11 protein-coding genes are annotated in these 14,533 nt (G+C 64.3%); 7 read left to right on the forward strand and 4 right to left on the reverse strand.

Going from position 1 to position 14,533, the window contains the following annotated elements; all coding sequences use genetic code 11:
* Positions 1-11 precede the first annotated feature (11 nt).
* Genes QM647_RS08225 through QM647_RS08250 form a run of 6 tightly spaced genes read left to right on the forward strand, consistent with a single transcriptional unit; the run spans position 12 to position 7,630 of the window.
* The gene (locus QM647_RS08225; RefSeq protein WP_414995023.1) at positions 12-713 is read left to right on the forward strand and encodes a DUF4159 domain-containing protein; all 702 of its coding nucleotides are present in this window, start codon (positions 12-14) and stop codon (positions 711-713) included.
* A gap of 12 nt (positions 714-725) precedes the next feature.
* Positions 726-1,712 (forward strand): AAA family ATPase, encoded by a 987-nt coding sequence (locus QM647_RS08230; protein ID WP_414995024.1) that lies wholly within the window; start codon positions 726-728, stop codon positions 1,710-1,712.
* Positions 1,713-1,720: 8 nt separating this feature from the next.
* The gene (locus tag QM647_RS08235; protein ID WP_414995025.1) at positions 1,721-2,629 is read left to right on the forward strand and encodes a DUF58 domain-containing protein; all 909 of its coding nucleotides are present in this window, start codon (positions 1,721-1,723) and stop codon (positions 2,627-2,629) included.
* Entirely contained in the window at positions 2,629-3,753 is a 1,125-nt protein-coding gene (locus QM647_RS08240; protein ID WP_414995026.1) for a BatA domain-containing protein, read from the forward strand. Before QM647_RS08235 ends, QM647_RS08240 begins: the two co-directional genes overlap by 1 nt.
* On the forward strand, positions 3,750-5,825 hold the full coding sequence (locus QM647_RS08245) for a DUF4175 family protein (RefSeq protein ID WP_414995027.1): 2,076 nt from the start codon (positions 3,750-3,752) through the stop codon (positions 5,823-5,825). The genes QM647_RS08240 and QM647_RS08245 overlap by 4 nt, the downstream gene beginning before the upstream one ends.
* Positions 5,822-7,630 carry a hypothetical protein gene (locus QM647_RS08250; protein ID WP_414995028.1) on the forward strand — a complete coding sequence of 603 codons (1,809 nt, stop codon included), beginning with the start codon at positions 5,822-5,824 and terminating at the stop codon, positions 7,628-7,630. The genes QM647_RS08245 and QM647_RS08250 overlap by 4 nt, the downstream gene beginning before the upstream one ends.
* A 9-nt stretch (positions 7,631-7,639) precedes the next feature.
* Here the strand turns inward: QM647_RS08250 and QM647_RS08255 are convergent, their stop codons facing one another.
* The 4 genes from QM647_RS08255 to QM647_RS08270 are packed head-to-tail and all read right to left on the reverse strand — an operon-like array spanning position 7,640 to position 10,781.
* On the reverse strand, positions 7,640-8,647 hold the full coding sequence (locus QM647_RS08255) for a DUF2891 domain-containing protein (RefSeq protein WP_414995029.1): 1,008 nt from the start codon (positions 8,645-8,647) through the stop codon (positions 7,640-7,642).
* Positions 8,644-9,585: a DUF979 domain-containing protein gene (locus QM647_RS08260; protein WP_414995030.1), complete on the reverse strand. Its 942-nt coding sequence runs from the start codon at positions 9,583-9,585 to the stop codon at positions 8,644-8,646. The genes QM647_RS08255 and QM647_RS08260 overlap by 4 nt, the downstream gene beginning before the upstream one ends.
* Positions 9,572-10,246, reverse strand: coding sequence for a DUF969 domain-containing protein (locus QM647_RS08265; protein WP_414995031.1), 675 nt, complete (start codon positions 10,244-10,246; stop codon positions 9,572-9,574). Before QM647_RS08265 ends, QM647_RS08260 begins: the two co-directional genes overlap by 14 nt.
* 13 nt (positions 10,247-10,259) lie before the next feature.
* Positions 10,260-10,781 carry a winged helix DNA-binding protein gene (locus QM647_RS08270; RefSeq protein ID WP_414995032.1) on the reverse strand — a complete coding sequence of 174 codons (522 nt, stop codon included), beginning with the start codon at positions 10,779-10,781 and terminating at the stop codon, positions 10,260-10,262.
* Positions 10,782-10,916: 135 nt separating this feature from the next.
* On the opposite strand from QM647_RS08270, the gene QM647_RS08275 reads away from it, so the two are divergent.
* Positions 10,917-14,513, forward strand: coding sequence for a hydantoinase B/oxoprolinase family protein (locus QM647_RS08275; protein ID WP_414995033.1), 3,597 nt, complete (start codon positions 10,917-10,919; stop codon positions 14,511-14,513).
* Positions 14,514-14,533 lie beyond the last annotated feature (20 nt).

A 14,533-nucleotide genomic window follows, 5' to 3' on the forward strand; every position in this document is an offset into this window, starting at 1 on the left:
AGGGACAGGCGATGCGCCGCAACGATTTCCTGCGCCTTCTGGTCTGTGGACTGGGGGGCGCATTATTGCCTGTCTCACCGGCCTCGGCAGATGCGGGACCTTATGACTTCTGGTTCACACGCCTGAAGTATGAGTCCGGCGACTGGGATGTCGACCAGCGCATGCCGGCCAACCTGATCACCTCGTTGATCGACTACACCACCCTGCGGGTCGATCCGAAGGAACATGTGCTGGACCTGGCCGATCCGAAGATGCTGACCGCGCCGTTCTGCTACATGGCCGGCCACAAGCTGGTGGAATTCAATCCAGCCGAACGGCGCAATTTCGAGCGCTATGTGCGCAACGGCGGCTTTGTCCTCGTCGATGATTGCAACCACGATATCGACGGCCTGTTCGCCAAGTCGTTCGAGGCGCAGATGGCGTCGATCTTTGGGCGCACGGCACTGAAGAAGCTGCCCAAGACCCATCCAGTCTATACAAGCTTCTTCACCTTCGACGGACCGCCCAATACGAGTTTCGAACTGAATGGCTGGGGCGACGACATCGTCCATGATTACCTTCAGGGAATCGAAATCGACGGCCGCCTGGGCCTGCTCTACAGCAACAAGGATTATGGCTGCGAGTGGGACTACGACTGGCGCAACAAGCGTTTCCTGGCCGAAGACAATACCAAGTTCGGCGTCAATATCGTCATTTATGCCCTTACGTCTTAACGGAGTTCACCGATGGCCATTTCCGAGACTGACATTCAGACATTGCTCGGCCGCCTGGGCCACCTGCGCAAGGCCATAGCCCAGGCCATTGTCGGCCAGGAAGATGTGGTCGAACAGTTGCTGATCGGCCTCCTGGCCGGCGGGCATTGCCTGCTGGAAGGCGTGCCGGGACTGGGCAAGACCCTGCTGGTCCGTTCGCTGGGCGAGGCGCTGGAACTGCAGTTTCGTCGCGTCCAGTTCACGCCCGACCTGATGCCCTCCGATATTCTCGGCACCGAACTGCTGGAAGAGGATCATGGCACCGGCAAGCGTCAGTTCCGTTTCCAGCCGGGCCCGGTTTTCACCAACCTCCTGCTGGCCGACGAACTGAACCGCACGCCGCCCAAGACCCAGGCCGCCCTGCTGGAAGCCATGCAGGAAAAGACGGTCTCCTATGCAGGGGTTACGCACAAGCTGCCTAAACCCTTTTTCGTTCTGGCCACGCAGAACCCCCTTGAGCAGGCAGGCACCTATCCCTTGCCCGAAGCCCAGCTCGATCGCTTCCTGCTGCACATCCGTGTCGGCTATCCGAGCGAAAGCGAGGAACAGGCCATACTGCTGCAGACCACCGGCAATGCCGGTAACAGCGTGCCGAAGGTGATGAATGGCGAAGACGCCCTGATCCTGCAGGGGCTGGTGCGCGATGTGCATCTGGGGCCGGACCTGCTGGCCTGGATCAACCGTCTGGTGCGCGCAAGCCGGCCGGGTGAGGGCGCGCCCGAAGCGGTCAATAAATATGTGCGTTTCGGTGCCGGGCCGCGCGCGGGTCAGTCCCTCGTTCTGGCCGCCAAGGCGCGTGCCTTGTTGCAAGGCAGGCTGGCAGCCACGCGCGATGACGTTACGGCGCTGGCGCAGCCGGTCATGCGCCATCGCCTGCTGCTGTCCTTCGCCGCGGAAGCCGAACAGAAAACCGCCGACGAAGTCATAGCCGCCATCCTGCGCGCCGTGCCGCTGAGCTAAGACCGCCCATGTCCTACGATCCCATCCCGCCGCAGGTGCGCAGCCGGTTGAAAAACCTCCGGCTGACATCGCGCCGTGCCGCGGGCGGGAATGGCATCGGCCTGCATAACAGCCACAGCCGGGGTGCGGGACTCGAATTCGCCCAGTACCGGCCCTATGAGCCCGGCGACGAACTTCGCCAGATCGACTGGAAGCTGTTCGCGCGGTCGGATCGCTTCTTCGTGCGTGAAGCCGAGCGTGAAAGTCCGCTGGCAGCGTGGATTCTGCTCGATGCCAGTGCCTCGATGTCGCAAACAGACGCGGCAAGGCCCGGCTGGTCGCGGTTGGATGCCGCCAAGGGGCTGGCCGTCTGCATCGCCGAACTGGCCCTGCGCCAGGGGGACCGCTTCGGCTGGATGGGGCTGGGCAGCGGGCTTGGCAATGGCGGCTTGCGCGTCCTGCCGCCGGCGGGCGGCGGGCGACAGCGCGACCGACTGTTGCTGGACCTCTATCCGCTGGCAGCTTCTGGCCAGTTCCCGGAAACCACGCAACTGGCGCCCTTATGGGCCCGGATCGGTAAACAGGATCTGGTGGTGGTGCTGAGCGATTGCTTCGATCCGGCCTGTCTTGACCTGATGCAGCGTCTGGCCATAGCCGGCCGCGAAGTGCTTGCAATTCAGATACTGACCGCCGAGGAACGTGATTTTCCGTTCCAGGGTGGCTATCGCTTCCAGGATCCGGAGACGGGTAAGGAACTGCTCGGCGATGGACCGGCTTTGCGGGCTGATTTCCTGCGCCGCTTCGGAGAGGCGCAGCGCGCCCTCAATGCGCAACTGGATGCCGTGGGCATTCGCCACACCGATTATGTGCTGGATCAGGCACTGGATGCGCCCCTGCGCCGTCTGTTCGGTGCGCATGACGCGACGGAGTACGCCTGATGCCGGGCCTGCTGTTTCCCATTGCTCTGGCCGCCCTGACCGCGCTCGTCGTGCCCCTGATCCTGCATCTGGCGCGGCGGGACGAGCAGCGGCCCACGGTCTTTGCCGCCCTGGCGTGGTTGCGGCAAAAGCCCAAGCCGCAACAGCGCCTGCGTTTCGATGAATGGCCGCTACTGGCAACTCGCCTGCTGCTGCTGGCTCTACTGGCGCTTTTCCTGGCGCGGCCCGTGCTGTTCAATGGTGCCGACACGACACCCTATATCGCCGTGGTGCCGGGGGCCGATCCGGCGCAGGTGACCGAGATGCGGGGACGCCGCCACTGGCTGGTGCCGGGCTTCCCGGAGATGGATACGCCAGCGGTGAAAGGACTGGTCCCCGTGGCCTCGCTGTTGCGCCAGCTCGACGCCGAACTGCCGGCGAAGGTCAGGCTGATCGTCTATGTGCCTGCGCAGCTTCAGGGGGGGGATGCCGAGCGGCCGAAACTGTCACGCGCGGTGGATTGGCGAATTGTATCTGGGGGCCTGCCGGCCACCGCTCGCGCCGTCACCCCCCCACCGGCCTTGGTTGTGCGCTATGCGCCGGACCAGAAGCCGGGCGTGCGTTACTTCCGCGCGACGGCTGCTGCCTGGCAGGGCCAGTTCAGCGAAGGGCCGGCATCCGAACCAGTGCCTGCCAATGCCAGATATCTGATCTGGCTGGCGCCGGGAGCGTTGCCCGAAGCGGTCAAGGCCTGGGTGGCGCGCGGTGGCACCGTACTGACCGCCGCCGAGACGACAGCAGAGGCCGCCAGTGAGGGCAACCGAACCGCTTACTGGCGCGATGACTCCGGCGCCGTGCTGATCGAAGGGCAGGGGCGAACCCTGCGTTTCACCCGGCCTCTGAAACCCGCCAGCCTGCCGCAACTCCTCGATGCCCGTTTCCCGCAGCACCTGCGTGAGGTGCTGACCGGGCCGGCACCATCGCCATCGCGCGTCGATGCGCGCGATTACGCGCCGCTGGCCGGGGCAGCCAGCTACGTTCCTCCTGCAATGAACCTGCAGCCGTGGCTCGCCCTCCTGATCGCACTGGTGTTCGTGGCCGAGCGCTGGCTCGCGACCTCGCGCCGCCGGGGTGTGGCGCCATGAATGCTGTCCTCGCCCGTTTGCTGACTCGCGTCCGGCAGGCCGTCGCCGCCCATGCTGCCCTGACCTGGCTGCCCGTGGCCCTGGCGCCTGCCCTTTGCCTGGTATTGTTGAATAAACCGGTGCTGGCGCTGGCCGCAGCTATTGTGGCTGTATTGCTGGCAGGCTTGGGCAGTCTGTGGCGGGCAAAGGGTTTCGATCGCACCTGGCTGGTGCGCGAGCTCAATGCTCGCCGGCCGGACATGGAGGACAGCGCCGACCTGCTCTATGCCGGCGAGGGCGGGCTCAATCCCATCCAGCAGATGCAACGTGCCCGCCTGCAGGACCGTCTGGGCAAGGCGGAGACCGACCTGCGCCCGGTCTGGACCTGGCGGCCGATCGTTCTCGGCTGGTGTGGTCTGGCGGCCGTGGCCGTGTTGTTTGCCGTAACGCCGCTGCTCTTCAACCGGCCGGCCAGCCTCAGAGCGATCAAGGCATCTGGCGGCGCATCCGGCGCGCCGCAACTGGTCAGCCAGACCTTGGTCCTGACCCCACCGGCCTATACCGGCATTGCTGCCCGCAATCAGGCGACACTGGACGCCCGCGTACCACAGGGCACGCGTATCGACTGGCGTGTGCAGATCGCGCCCCAGGTCGCGGCGGCGGATCTGGTCTTCCATGACGGCAAGCACATCGCCCTGACCCGCAGCGGCGATGTCTGGACCGCCAGTCTGGTGCTGAACCAGTCGACCCTTTACCGCATCGACGCCAAAGGCATTAAATCGGGTGCCTTGCATCGGCTGGATATCATCGCGGATACCCCACCGCAGATCAAGGTGATCACGCCGGACCGGTCATTGAGCCTGGTCACGCCCGGCCAGACGGTGTGGCCGCTGGTTTTCGAGGTCAGTGACGACTATGGCGTGGCCTCCGTTGCACAACTGCATGTCACCCTGGCGCAGGGGGAGGGCGAGAATATCAAGTTTGTCGATCGCGACCTGACAATTGCCGGCAGCGGCAGCGCGAAGCAAAAACGCTTCGCCACTCAGCTGGATCTGGGTAAGCTGGGCTTCGCCACAGGAAATGACCTGGTGGCGCAACTGACCGTGAGCGATAACCGCAATCCGGCGCCGCAGAGCGTGCGCAGTCCCAGCCTTATCTTGCGCTGGCCGTCCGATCTCGGCAATGAAAGCACCGGCATCGAAGGCCTGGCCAAGAAGACCCTGCCAGCCTATTTCCGCAGCGAGCGCCAGATCATTATCGATGCCGAGGCCTTGCTGAAGGATAAAAAGAAGATATCGGCGGCGGAATTCCTCAAGCGCTCGGATGCCATCGGCGTCGACCAGCGCATCCTGCGCCTGCGCTACGGCCAATTCCTCGGTGAAGAAGCCGAGGGCGAAAAGAATGCCGATGGCACGCCTGCCGAACACCATGACGAGGCGTCTGAAAAATCATCGGAGGGCAGTTTCGGCGTCGATAACGGGCTGGAGGCTCTGTACGGCCACGTCCACGACGAGGCGGAAGCGGCGACTCTTCTCGATCCGGAGACGCGCGCGACCCTGAAGAAGGCACTCGACGAGATGTGGCAATCCGAGCTTCACCTGCGTCAGGGGCACCCGGAGCTGGCCCTGCCGCATGCTTACAAGGCGCTGGCTTTCATCAAGGAGGTCCAGCAGGCGACGCGCATTTACCTGTCGCGTGTCGGTCCTGAACTGCCGCCGATCGACGACAGCCGCCGCATGACCGGCAAGCGCGATGGCCTTGTCGACCGGACGACGGCCCTCGCCGAGCGCCCGGACGCGGACGGTGCGGTCATTACGGTGTGGATGGCTCTGGCGGATCCGAAGGCCCATCCGGACCTTGGGGCGCTTGAGGGCTGGATGCGTCTGAACGAAAACCGCCTGTTTGACCCACTGGCCGTCTATGCCGCGCTGGACGCCGTGCGGCAGGACCCCGACTGCCAGACGTGCCGTATAGGCCTGCGTAATGTGCTGTGGGCCGTGCTGTCGCGGCCGCCGGCCGGCGCCAGCCGCCAGCCGCGCAGTGATCCGGCAGGTAATCGCTATCTCGATGCCCTGCAGGGAGGGGCTCAATGACGCCAGCGCTGATCGTAGCCGTCCTGCTGGTCCTTGCCGTGGTGACAGCCTCCGTGCGCCTCATCCTGCGGCAGCGTCGTGCCGAAACGCGGTCGCCGGTATGGCGGCTGGCCGTCCTGCTGATCCTGCAGCCGGTCTGCGCCGGTTTGCTCTATCTCACCCTGTTCCCGCCGGTGGCCACGACTGGCACCGGCACGCTGGTGGTGGCGACCGGCAAGGCCCGCATCGCCGATACGATGGGCGGTCATGTCATCGCCTTGCCGGAAGCTCCGGCCTCCGGCGCCGAACGCATGCCCGACCTGGCCACGGCACTGCGCAAATATCCCGATGCGATGAACCTGCATATTGTCGGTGAAGGGCTTGAAGCGCGGGATCGCGAGGCGACGATCGGACGGACGGTGAGTTTCGAGGCGGCGCCGTTGCCGCAGGGCGTGGTGCGCCTGGATGTGCCACCGGCCGTGGCGCCGGGCACGACCTTCCACATCACGGGTCGGGTCAACGGCCTCACCGGTACGGCTGAACTGGTCGATCCGGCCGGCCACCGGGTTGATACGGTTGCCCTGCCGGACAAGGGATCGGGCGAGTTTTCCCTGAGCGGTGCCGCCCGGATGGCCGGCCCGGCCATTTTCAAGCTGCAGGTGCGCGATGCCCAGCGCCGGTTGCTGCAGGAAAGCGACGTCCCGGTCTGGACCTCGCAGGATCTGGCGCCGCGTGTCCTGATAGTGGCCGGAGCGCCGGGACCGGACGTCAAATACCTGCGCCGCTGGGCTGAGGACGCCGGCATGGCTGTGCATGTGCAATTTACCCTGGGCGGCGGCATCGACATCAACGACGCGTCTCTGCCGATTTCGGCGGCGACCCTGCATAATCTCGACCTTGTTATTCTGGATGAACGCAGTTGGGCCGCTTTGAGCGACGGCGAACGCGGCGCCCTGATAGTCGCCATGCGCGACGGGCTGGGCGTGCTGCTGCGGGTGACCGGGCCGGTACCTGACGCCACCCGGCGCCAGTGGGCCGATCTGGGGCTTGCCGTATCGCCTGTGAGTACCGACCTGCAACTTCCACTACAAACGGTGGACGATGATGCCGTGACGGCTCGGCGTGGCCCAGGCAGTCCCGGTCAGCCGTCCGTACTCAATGCCGGTGCCGATACGCCTGATCTGACCGCCCTGGCCAAGGTGGAGGGGGGCGATGCCGTGCCGTTGGCGCAGGATAAATCCGGCAAGGCCCTGGGCGTCTGGCGTCTCGAAGGTCGCGGCCGTATTGCGGTCTGGACAGTAAGCGATGCCTATGGACTGGTCCTTTCAGGGCAGGGCGACCGTTATGGCGACCTGTGGAGCCAGGTAGTGACGACCCTGGCGCGGCCGCGCCAAGCCGACCTGCCACAGACCGAGGGCTGGGCCCGGCAATTTCAGCGCGTGACGATGTGCGGTCTGGTCGACGGCGCGACGGTCCTGACACCGGAGGGAAATACTCTTGCCCTGCGCCTCGATCCCGCCAGCGGTGATCGGGCCTGCGCCGCCTTCTGGCCGGCACAATCGGGATGGCATGTGGTGCGTACGCCGACCGGGGCGGCGTGCCCGGTCTATGTCCTGCCACAGGACGCACTGGACGGCGTGCAGGCGATGGAGTCGCGTGAGGCAACGCAGCGCCTGGTTTCCGGTGGGCGGGTTTCATCAGGCAGCGGACTGGGGGCGACGCCCGCCTGGACCGGGACAGCCTGGATCTGGTTCATGCTCTGGCTGGCGAGTGCCGCCGGGCTGTGGTGGCTGGAGCGGCGACGTCCGGCCAGGTTCCGCACGTAATCAGAGGCCTCAGGCCGTCAGGGCCAGCAGGGCAAATGATGCCAGCCAGTGCTCGCCCATATAGTCGCCCTCGACATGACCAAGGGCCGCTTCGAGGTGTTGTTTGGCCGCTTCAAGAGCGATGTCGCGTTCATCCGGTGCCAGATGGGCGGAAAGCTCTCGCCAGGCCCAGGCGCGCGACAGGTTCAGGCCGTCGAGATGGGCAATCTTGCCGTCGCTGCGGTCGCTAATGCGCGCCGGTATCAGAAGGGCGGAAGGCTCTTTTGCCGTGAGCCGGGGTAGGTAGGCGCGAAGCCAATGAGCGAAATCCGCCGACGGCAGTAACCGCATCATGGCCTGGGCCGCACTCAGAGTGGGGGACAGGAAATCCTCGCCGGAGGGCTCCCAGGCAGCCGCATTACGATCCTGTCCGTGCCAGGTCATTGCGCGTTCCTTTAGCTGATCGAGCAGGCGGGCATGTTGCGTCACATGGGCATAGTCCGCCACCAGGGTCAGGGCGAAGGCCGTGCTGTTATGGACCCCGCTGCGCACCGGATATGTTTGGAGCGGCAGGAAACTCAGGAAGCGCGCGACAAAGGCTTCGGTCAGCGGGCGCAGGGTTTCGCGCCAGATAGTGGCCTCAGATGAGGAATCGAGGTGCAGTTCGGCGGCGAGCTTCAGCAGCCAGGCCCAGCCGTAGGGCCGCTCGAAGCCCCGGCTCGATGGGCGCTGCAGATAGGCCACTTCGGCGCCGATTGCTTCCGGCGTGAACTGGCGCTCGATCAGATCGGCGATCGCACCGGCCTCGGCGATCTCGGGGAACAGGCGTCTGATCCGTGTGAGGAGCCAGTAGCCGTGGACGCAGGAATGCCAGTCGAAACTGCCGTAGAAGACGGGGTGAATGTCTTTTGGTCGGTAGGTATCATTGGGGCCGGTCATCACATGATCGGCCTTGTGAGGATATTCGCGGGTGACATGCCCCAGGGCGATCCGCGCGAACTGGCCGGCGAGGTTTGGCGTCAGGGCAAGGGTGGTCATTTCGGGAATCCAAACAGGGTCATGATAACGATATTGCCCGCCAGCAGGCACAGGACGGTGGGGATCTGCACCTTGATGACGGCGTACTGGTCCTTCAGCCCCAGCACGGCGGCGGGCACCAGGTTGAAATTGGCGGCCATGGGGGTCATCAGGGTGCCGCAGAAACCGGACAGCATGCCCAGTGCGCACATGATGTGCGGGTCGCCGCCGAAATGCTTGACGATCAGCGGCAGACCTATGCCTGCTGTCATGACCGGAAACGCCGCGAAGGCATTGCCCATGATCATGGTGAACAGCGCCATACCAATGGCATAGAGCATCACGGCTTCCCATGGAGCGGTGATATTGAAGCGGCTGACAATCAACTGGGAAATGACGTCACCGACGCCAGCAAGAGCGAATATGCCGCCCAGGGCCGCCAGCATCTGGGGCAGGATCATCGGCCAGCCGACCTGGTCTGCCAGTCGGCGGCCTTCGCCGAAGGCCGTGATGGGCGACGAACGCGTGACAAACAGCGCCAGTGCCAGGCCGATGAACGAACCGATGGCCAGGAAGGTGAGGGTGACCTGCTTGGGCGCGATCAGGCTGAGGCCATAAAGCTTACCATCCGGCATAAGCAGGGAGCCAGCCAGGGTGGTGACCGGCACGATGAGCGCCGGCCAGAACAGCGCGTTGCCAATCCTTTCCGACTGGCGCTGCCGTTCCTCGTCATCAGTGGTGGCCGACGGAGCGGGCTTGAGGCCGGCGGCAGCCAGGATCACCATGCCAATGACCAGCAGGCCATTGGCGAAATCCGGGATAATGGAGCCGAATATCAGGGTAGCGGCATAAAGTCCCCAGAAGAGGGCGCTGCGGAAATGCCGTTTGCGGGTATTGCCGAGGGCGAAGGCCGCGAACAGCCCGCCCAGCAGGACATATAAAAGCTCAAGATTGGCCATGGTCGGGCCTCTCCTTGAGCCGGATATCGAGACGCCACAGCCGCAATCCGTGGATGATGAGGGCGAGGAGGGCGGTCGGTATGGCCCAGACGGCGACGCTAAATGGAGTCAGGTTGTAGCCATAGGGCGCCATGAAACCAAGGATCAGCAGGATGGAGCCCACGGCGACGAAGACATCCTCGCCGAAGCAGACGGCGATATTGTCGACCGCCGCCGCATTGGCGCGCAGGGTTTCGCGCGTTTCCTCCGAAAGCGGGCCCTGACGTTCCGCCGCCGCTTCGGTCATAGGCGCGATCAGGGGCCTGACCATCTGGACGTGGCCGCCCAGCGAAATGAGGCCAAGCATGGCGGTGCCTTGTCGCACCAGAAAATAGGCAAACAGGATGCGTCCGGCTGTGGCGGCCTGGATCTTCGCGATCAGGTGACGCGCGCGTTCCTTCAGGCCGCCGCGTTCAAGGATGCCGATCACCGGCAGCATGAACCAGGCAATGGCCATCATGCGGTTGTCCTTGAAGGCCTTGCCCAGGGCTGTCACGCAATCGACCGGCGACAGTCCGGCGGCCAGGCCAGTGGCGATGGCGGCTATGGCGATGACCAGCAAGGGATTGGCCCGAAGCGTAAAACCGAGGACGATGATGGCGATCCCGCAGAGGACAAGCATGGCGCCCCCGCGACTAAAGGGTCGCGGCCGCGCGCGCGGCCTGATTATAGCGTCCTGACATCAGGCGCAGCTGGGCGGCAATGTCCGACAGGGCAGCCTCGCTGTGTTCACTGGACCGCGAGGCGCCGACCAGGAGCAGTTCGCGGATATCGCGATAGGCCTGACAAAAGCGCCGGCCCGCTTCGGTGATCTCGACTACCTTCTCCTTGCCTTCGCGCCGGGTGACGACCAGGCCGGCCTTTTGCAGCTTGGAAATGGCGTAGGTCGCGATATGCGCGTCCTCCAGATCGAGCACCAGAGTGATATCGGCCAGCTTTTTCGGACGGTCGCGATGGCGGACCGTATGGACGATCAGGACCTCGACTGGGGACAGGGGAATGCCGGCGGCGGTGGCGCAGCGTGACATCCAGCGCTGGAAGGCGGCGGCCGCGAGGGTGAGGCTGAATTCCAGTTCGGAAAGGGCGGGCGAGGCGCCTTCCGCCAGATGCGCGGAGGAAACGATTGGTTTGTTCGCAGACTGGGCAGGTTTACTCATGGGCTTCCCCCCTGAAATCCCGAAAAAGAAATCCCGAAAACTCCAAACAAGTTTCAATCGTGATTTCCAACCTTGTCAATGATATTTACGTAATTTACAAAGAAATTATCGATAATTTCTCATATTGGTGCACGGATGGAACGCTGGCAATTCTGGGTCGATCGCGGCGGAACCTTTACCGATATTGTGGCCCGGTCTCCCGAAGGCGTGCTGGCGACAAGGAAGCTCCTCAGCGAAAATCCCGGCCGGTATCGCGATGCGGCGATTGCCGGCATTCGCGCCTTCCTGGGGGTGTCGCCAGATGAGCGCCTGCCGGCGGATCGGATCGGGGCCGTCAAGATGGGCTCTACCGTCGCCACCAATGCGTTGCTTGAACGCAAGGGCGCCCGGACCCTGCTTGTTGTCGATGCGGGCTTGGAGGATCACTTGCTGATCGGCGACCAGACGCGACCGAAGCTGTTCGACCTCGATATCCGCCGCCCGGCGCCGCTCTATGAAGCCGTGATCGGTGTCGGTGGCCGGCTGTCGGTCGATGGCGACGAGATCGCGGCCTTCGATGAGGCGGCCGTGCTGGCTGTGCTTCAGGCGCACAAGACTGAAGGATTCGAGGCGGTCGCCATCGCCATGATCCATGCCTGGAAGCATCCGCAAACCGAGCAACGACTGGCGGATCTGGCCCGGCAGGCCGGGTTCGCACAGGTCACCTGCAGTCATGAGATCGGCGCGCGCCTCGGGCTCCGCGACCGCGCCTATACCGCTGTCGTCGATGCCTACCTGTCGCCCGTGCTGCGGCGTTATGTCGATCAGGTGACCGCCGAACTGGACGGGGCGTCGATCCACTTCATGCAGTCGAGCGGCGGCCTGACAGATGCGCACAGCTTTCAGGGCCGTAATGCCATCCTGTCCGGCCCGGCCGGCGGCGTGGTGGGGGCGGTCCGCACTGCGGAAACCGCGGGATTTGGCAGGATCATCGGCTTCGACATGGGCGGCACCTCCACCGACGTGATGCTCTATGCCGGCCGTTTCGAGCGCACCACAGAGTCGGTGGTGGCCGGTGTGCCGATCAGCAGCCCATCCATGGCCATCCATACCGTGGCGGCGGGCGGTGGCTCCGTCCTGCGCTTCGATTCCGGCCGTTTCCGTGTGGGGCCGGAAAGCGCCGGCGCCTTTCCGGGGCCGGTGGCTTACCGGAACGGTGGCCGGCTCAGCGTGACCGACGCCAATGTCATGACCGGCAAGATTCTGCCGCACCGTTTCCCCGCAGTTTTCGGGCCTGAGGGCAGCCTGCCTCTGGATGCGCAGGCGGTGACGGATGCCTTCATGGCCGTTGCCGAACAGATCCGGGCGGAGACCGGTTTGGATATGTCACCGCGCGCCATCGCCGAGGGGTTCCTGGAGGTGGCGGTGTCGCACATGGCTCAGGCGGTACGTCAGGTATCGCTGGAAAAAGGGCATGATGCCCGTGAGTTCGCCCTGCAGTGCTTCGGTGGCGCCGGTGGCCAGCACGCCTGCCGCGTGGCTGAGGCGCTTGGCATGACCACGATCCTGATCCCCCCTTATGCTGGCGTGCTGTCGGCCTTTGGCATGGGGCTGGCCGACCAGTCCGCGCTCCGGTCAAGGGGACTGGAAATCAATCTTGATGAAACGGGCGTGGCCGCGGCGGCAAAGGCCCTGCAGAGCCTGGCGGTGGAGGCTTTCCATGCCTTGCGCGCCTATGAGACATCGGCGGGGCTGTCTCTGCGCCGGACCGTTCATCTGCGCTATGAGGGCTCCGATACGGCCCTGGATGTCGATTTTGCGCCTCTGACCGATATGCGGTCGGCCTTCGGGGCGGCGCACCTGCGACGTTTTGGTTTCGCCCCGGCCGGACGCGCTATCGTGATCGAGGGCGTCGAGGTCGAGGCGACCTGTCCGGGTGCGCCGGTAGCCGCCGAAAACCTGCCGGTGGCGACAGAAGCAGCGGAGGCAGTGGAAACCGCGACGGTCTTTACGGCCGGTGCGGATCGCGAGGCTGGAGTATATGATAGGGAGAGCTTGCGGCCAGGTCACAGGATCGCAGGCCCGGCGCTGATCTTCGAGGCCATCGCCACCACGGTCGTCGAGCCCGGCTGGCTGGCCGAGGTCACCGATGCTGGCGTCCTGATCCTCACCCGGACCGACGTAGAACGGCCGGAGGCGGGCGACAGCAGCGTGGCCGATCCCGTTCAGCTGGAACTCTTCAATAACCGCTTCACGGCGATTGCCGAACAGATGGGCGTGGTTCTCTGCCACACCTCGAGCAGCGTCAATATCAAGGAACGCCTGGATTTTTCCTGCGCCTTGTTCGATGCCGAAGGCCAGCTGATCGCCAATGCGCCGCATGTGCCTGTCCATCTCGGCGCTATGGGAGAGAGTGTCCGCACGGTCATCCGCAGCCGGGGTGATAGCCTCAAGCCGGGAGATGTGATCGTCCTCAATAATCCGTTTAACGGTGGCACGCATCTACCTGATGTGACAGTGATTTCTCCTGTTTTTGATGAAGCGGGAAAGCATGTCCGCTTCTTCGTCGGCAACCGCGGTCACCATGCCGATATCGGCGGGCTGACGCCGGGTTCGACGCCGCCGGACTCCGCCACTCTTGATGAAGAGGGGGTGGTGATCGACGACTTCCTGATCCGCGATGGCGCGACCTTCCGTGAGGCAGCCTTCCGGGCCCTGTTGGCCGATGCGCCTTATCCAGCGCGCAATCCGGACGTCAATGTTGCCGATATCCTGGCCCAGATCGCCGCCAATGAAGCGGGTATCCGCGAACTGAAAAACCTGGTCGACAACTGCGGCTGGCAGATGGTGACCGACTATATGCGCCATGTCCGCGACAATGCCGAGGAAAGCGTGCGGCGGGTGATCGTGCGCCTGAAGGATGGCCATTTCGACTACCGGATGGACGATGGCTCTCACCTGAGGGCCGCGATCCATGTCGATCATGACGCACGTTCGGCAATCATTGATTTCACCGGCACCGATGCGGCACGCAGCGGCAATTTCAACGCGCCGCCATCGGTGACGCGGGCCAGTGTGCTGTTCGCTTTCCGTTGCCTGGTCGGTGACGACCTTCCCCTGAACGAAGGCTGCATGAAACCACTGAACCTCATCCTGCCGGAAGGGAGTTTCCTGTCGCCAGCACCCGGGCATGCGGTCGTGGCGGGCAATACCGAGGTGTCGCAAGCTGTTTGCAATGCCCTGTTTGGCGCTCTGGGCGTTGTCGCCGCGGCGCAGGGCACGATGAACAACTTCCTGTTTGGCAATGCACGCTACCAGTATTACGAAACCATTGGCGGCGGGGCTGGGGCTGGGGCGGGCTTCGCCGGTGCCTCCGGCGTTCATACCTATATGACCAATACCCGCATTACCGATCCGGAAGTGCTTGAACTGCGCTACCCCGTACGGCTGCGCCATTTCGGCCTGCGCCGCGGTTCGGGTGGGGTTGGCGCGCACCACGGCGGTGACGGCATTGTGCGTTCGGTCGAGGCGCTGGAACCGCTGACAGCGACCCTTGTCGCTTCCCGGCGTGAGGTTGCGCCGCATGGGCTTGAAGGCGGTGAACCTGGAGCGGTGGGGCGGCAATATGTCGTCAAGGCGGACGGTTCCCGTATTGAGCTGTCGGGCAGGGCGCAATGCGAACTGTCGGCTGGCGATATCGTCACCATTGAGACGCCCGGAGGCGGTGGATTTGGCAGCCTGCTTACACCTTGAAATAAGGCGTTAAACGTCTG

The organism is Asticcacaulis sp., from assembly GCF_047605585.1.
GTDB lineage: Bacteria > Pseudomonadota > Alphaproteobacteria > Caulobacterales > Caulobacteraceae > Asticcacaulis.

Coding starts and splice junctions, on each gene's coding strand:
- QM647_RS08240 (WP_414995026.1), top strand. CDS start 2,629: ATGCCGGGCCTGCTGTTTCCCATTGCTCTGGCCGCCCTGACCGCGCTC.
- QM647_RS08255 (WP_414995029.1), bottom strand. CDS start 8,647: ATGACCACCCTTGCCCTGACGCCAAACCTCGCCGGCCAGTTCGCGCGG.
- QM647_RS08235 (WP_414995025.1), top strand. CDS start 1,721: ATGTCCTACGATCCCATCCCGCCGCAGGTGCGCAGCCGGTTGAAAAAC.
- QM647_RS08225 (WP_414995023.1), top strand. CDS start 12: ATGCGCCGCAACGATTTCCTGCGCCTTCTGGTCTGTGGACTGGGGGGC.
- QM647_RS08245 (WP_414995027.1), top strand. CDS start 3,750: ATGAATGCTGTCCTCGCCCGTTTGCTGACTCGCGTCCGGCAGGCCGTC.
- QM647_RS08275 (WP_414995033.1), top strand. CDS start 10,917: ATGGAACGCTGGCAATTCTGGGTCGATCGCGGCGGAACCTTTACCGAT.
- QM647_RS08250 (WP_414995028.1), top strand. CDS start 5,822: ATGACGCCAGCGCTGATCGTAGCCGTCCTGCTGGTCCTTGCCGTGGTG.
- QM647_RS08230 (WP_414995024.1), top strand. CDS start 726: ATGGCCATTTCCGAGACTGACATTCAGACATTGCTCGGCCGCCTGGGC.
- QM647_RS08265 (WP_414995031.1), bottom strand. CDS start 10,246: ATGCTTGTCCTCTGCGGGATCGCCATCATCGTCCTCGGTTTTACGCTT.
- QM647_RS08270 (WP_414995032.1), bottom strand. CDS start 10,781: ATGAGTAAACCTGCCCAGTCTGCGAACAAACCAATCGTTTCCTCCGCG.
- QM647_RS08260 (WP_414995030.1), bottom strand. CDS start 9,585: ATGGCCAATCTTGAGCTTTTATATGTCCTGCTGGGCGGGCTGTTCGCG.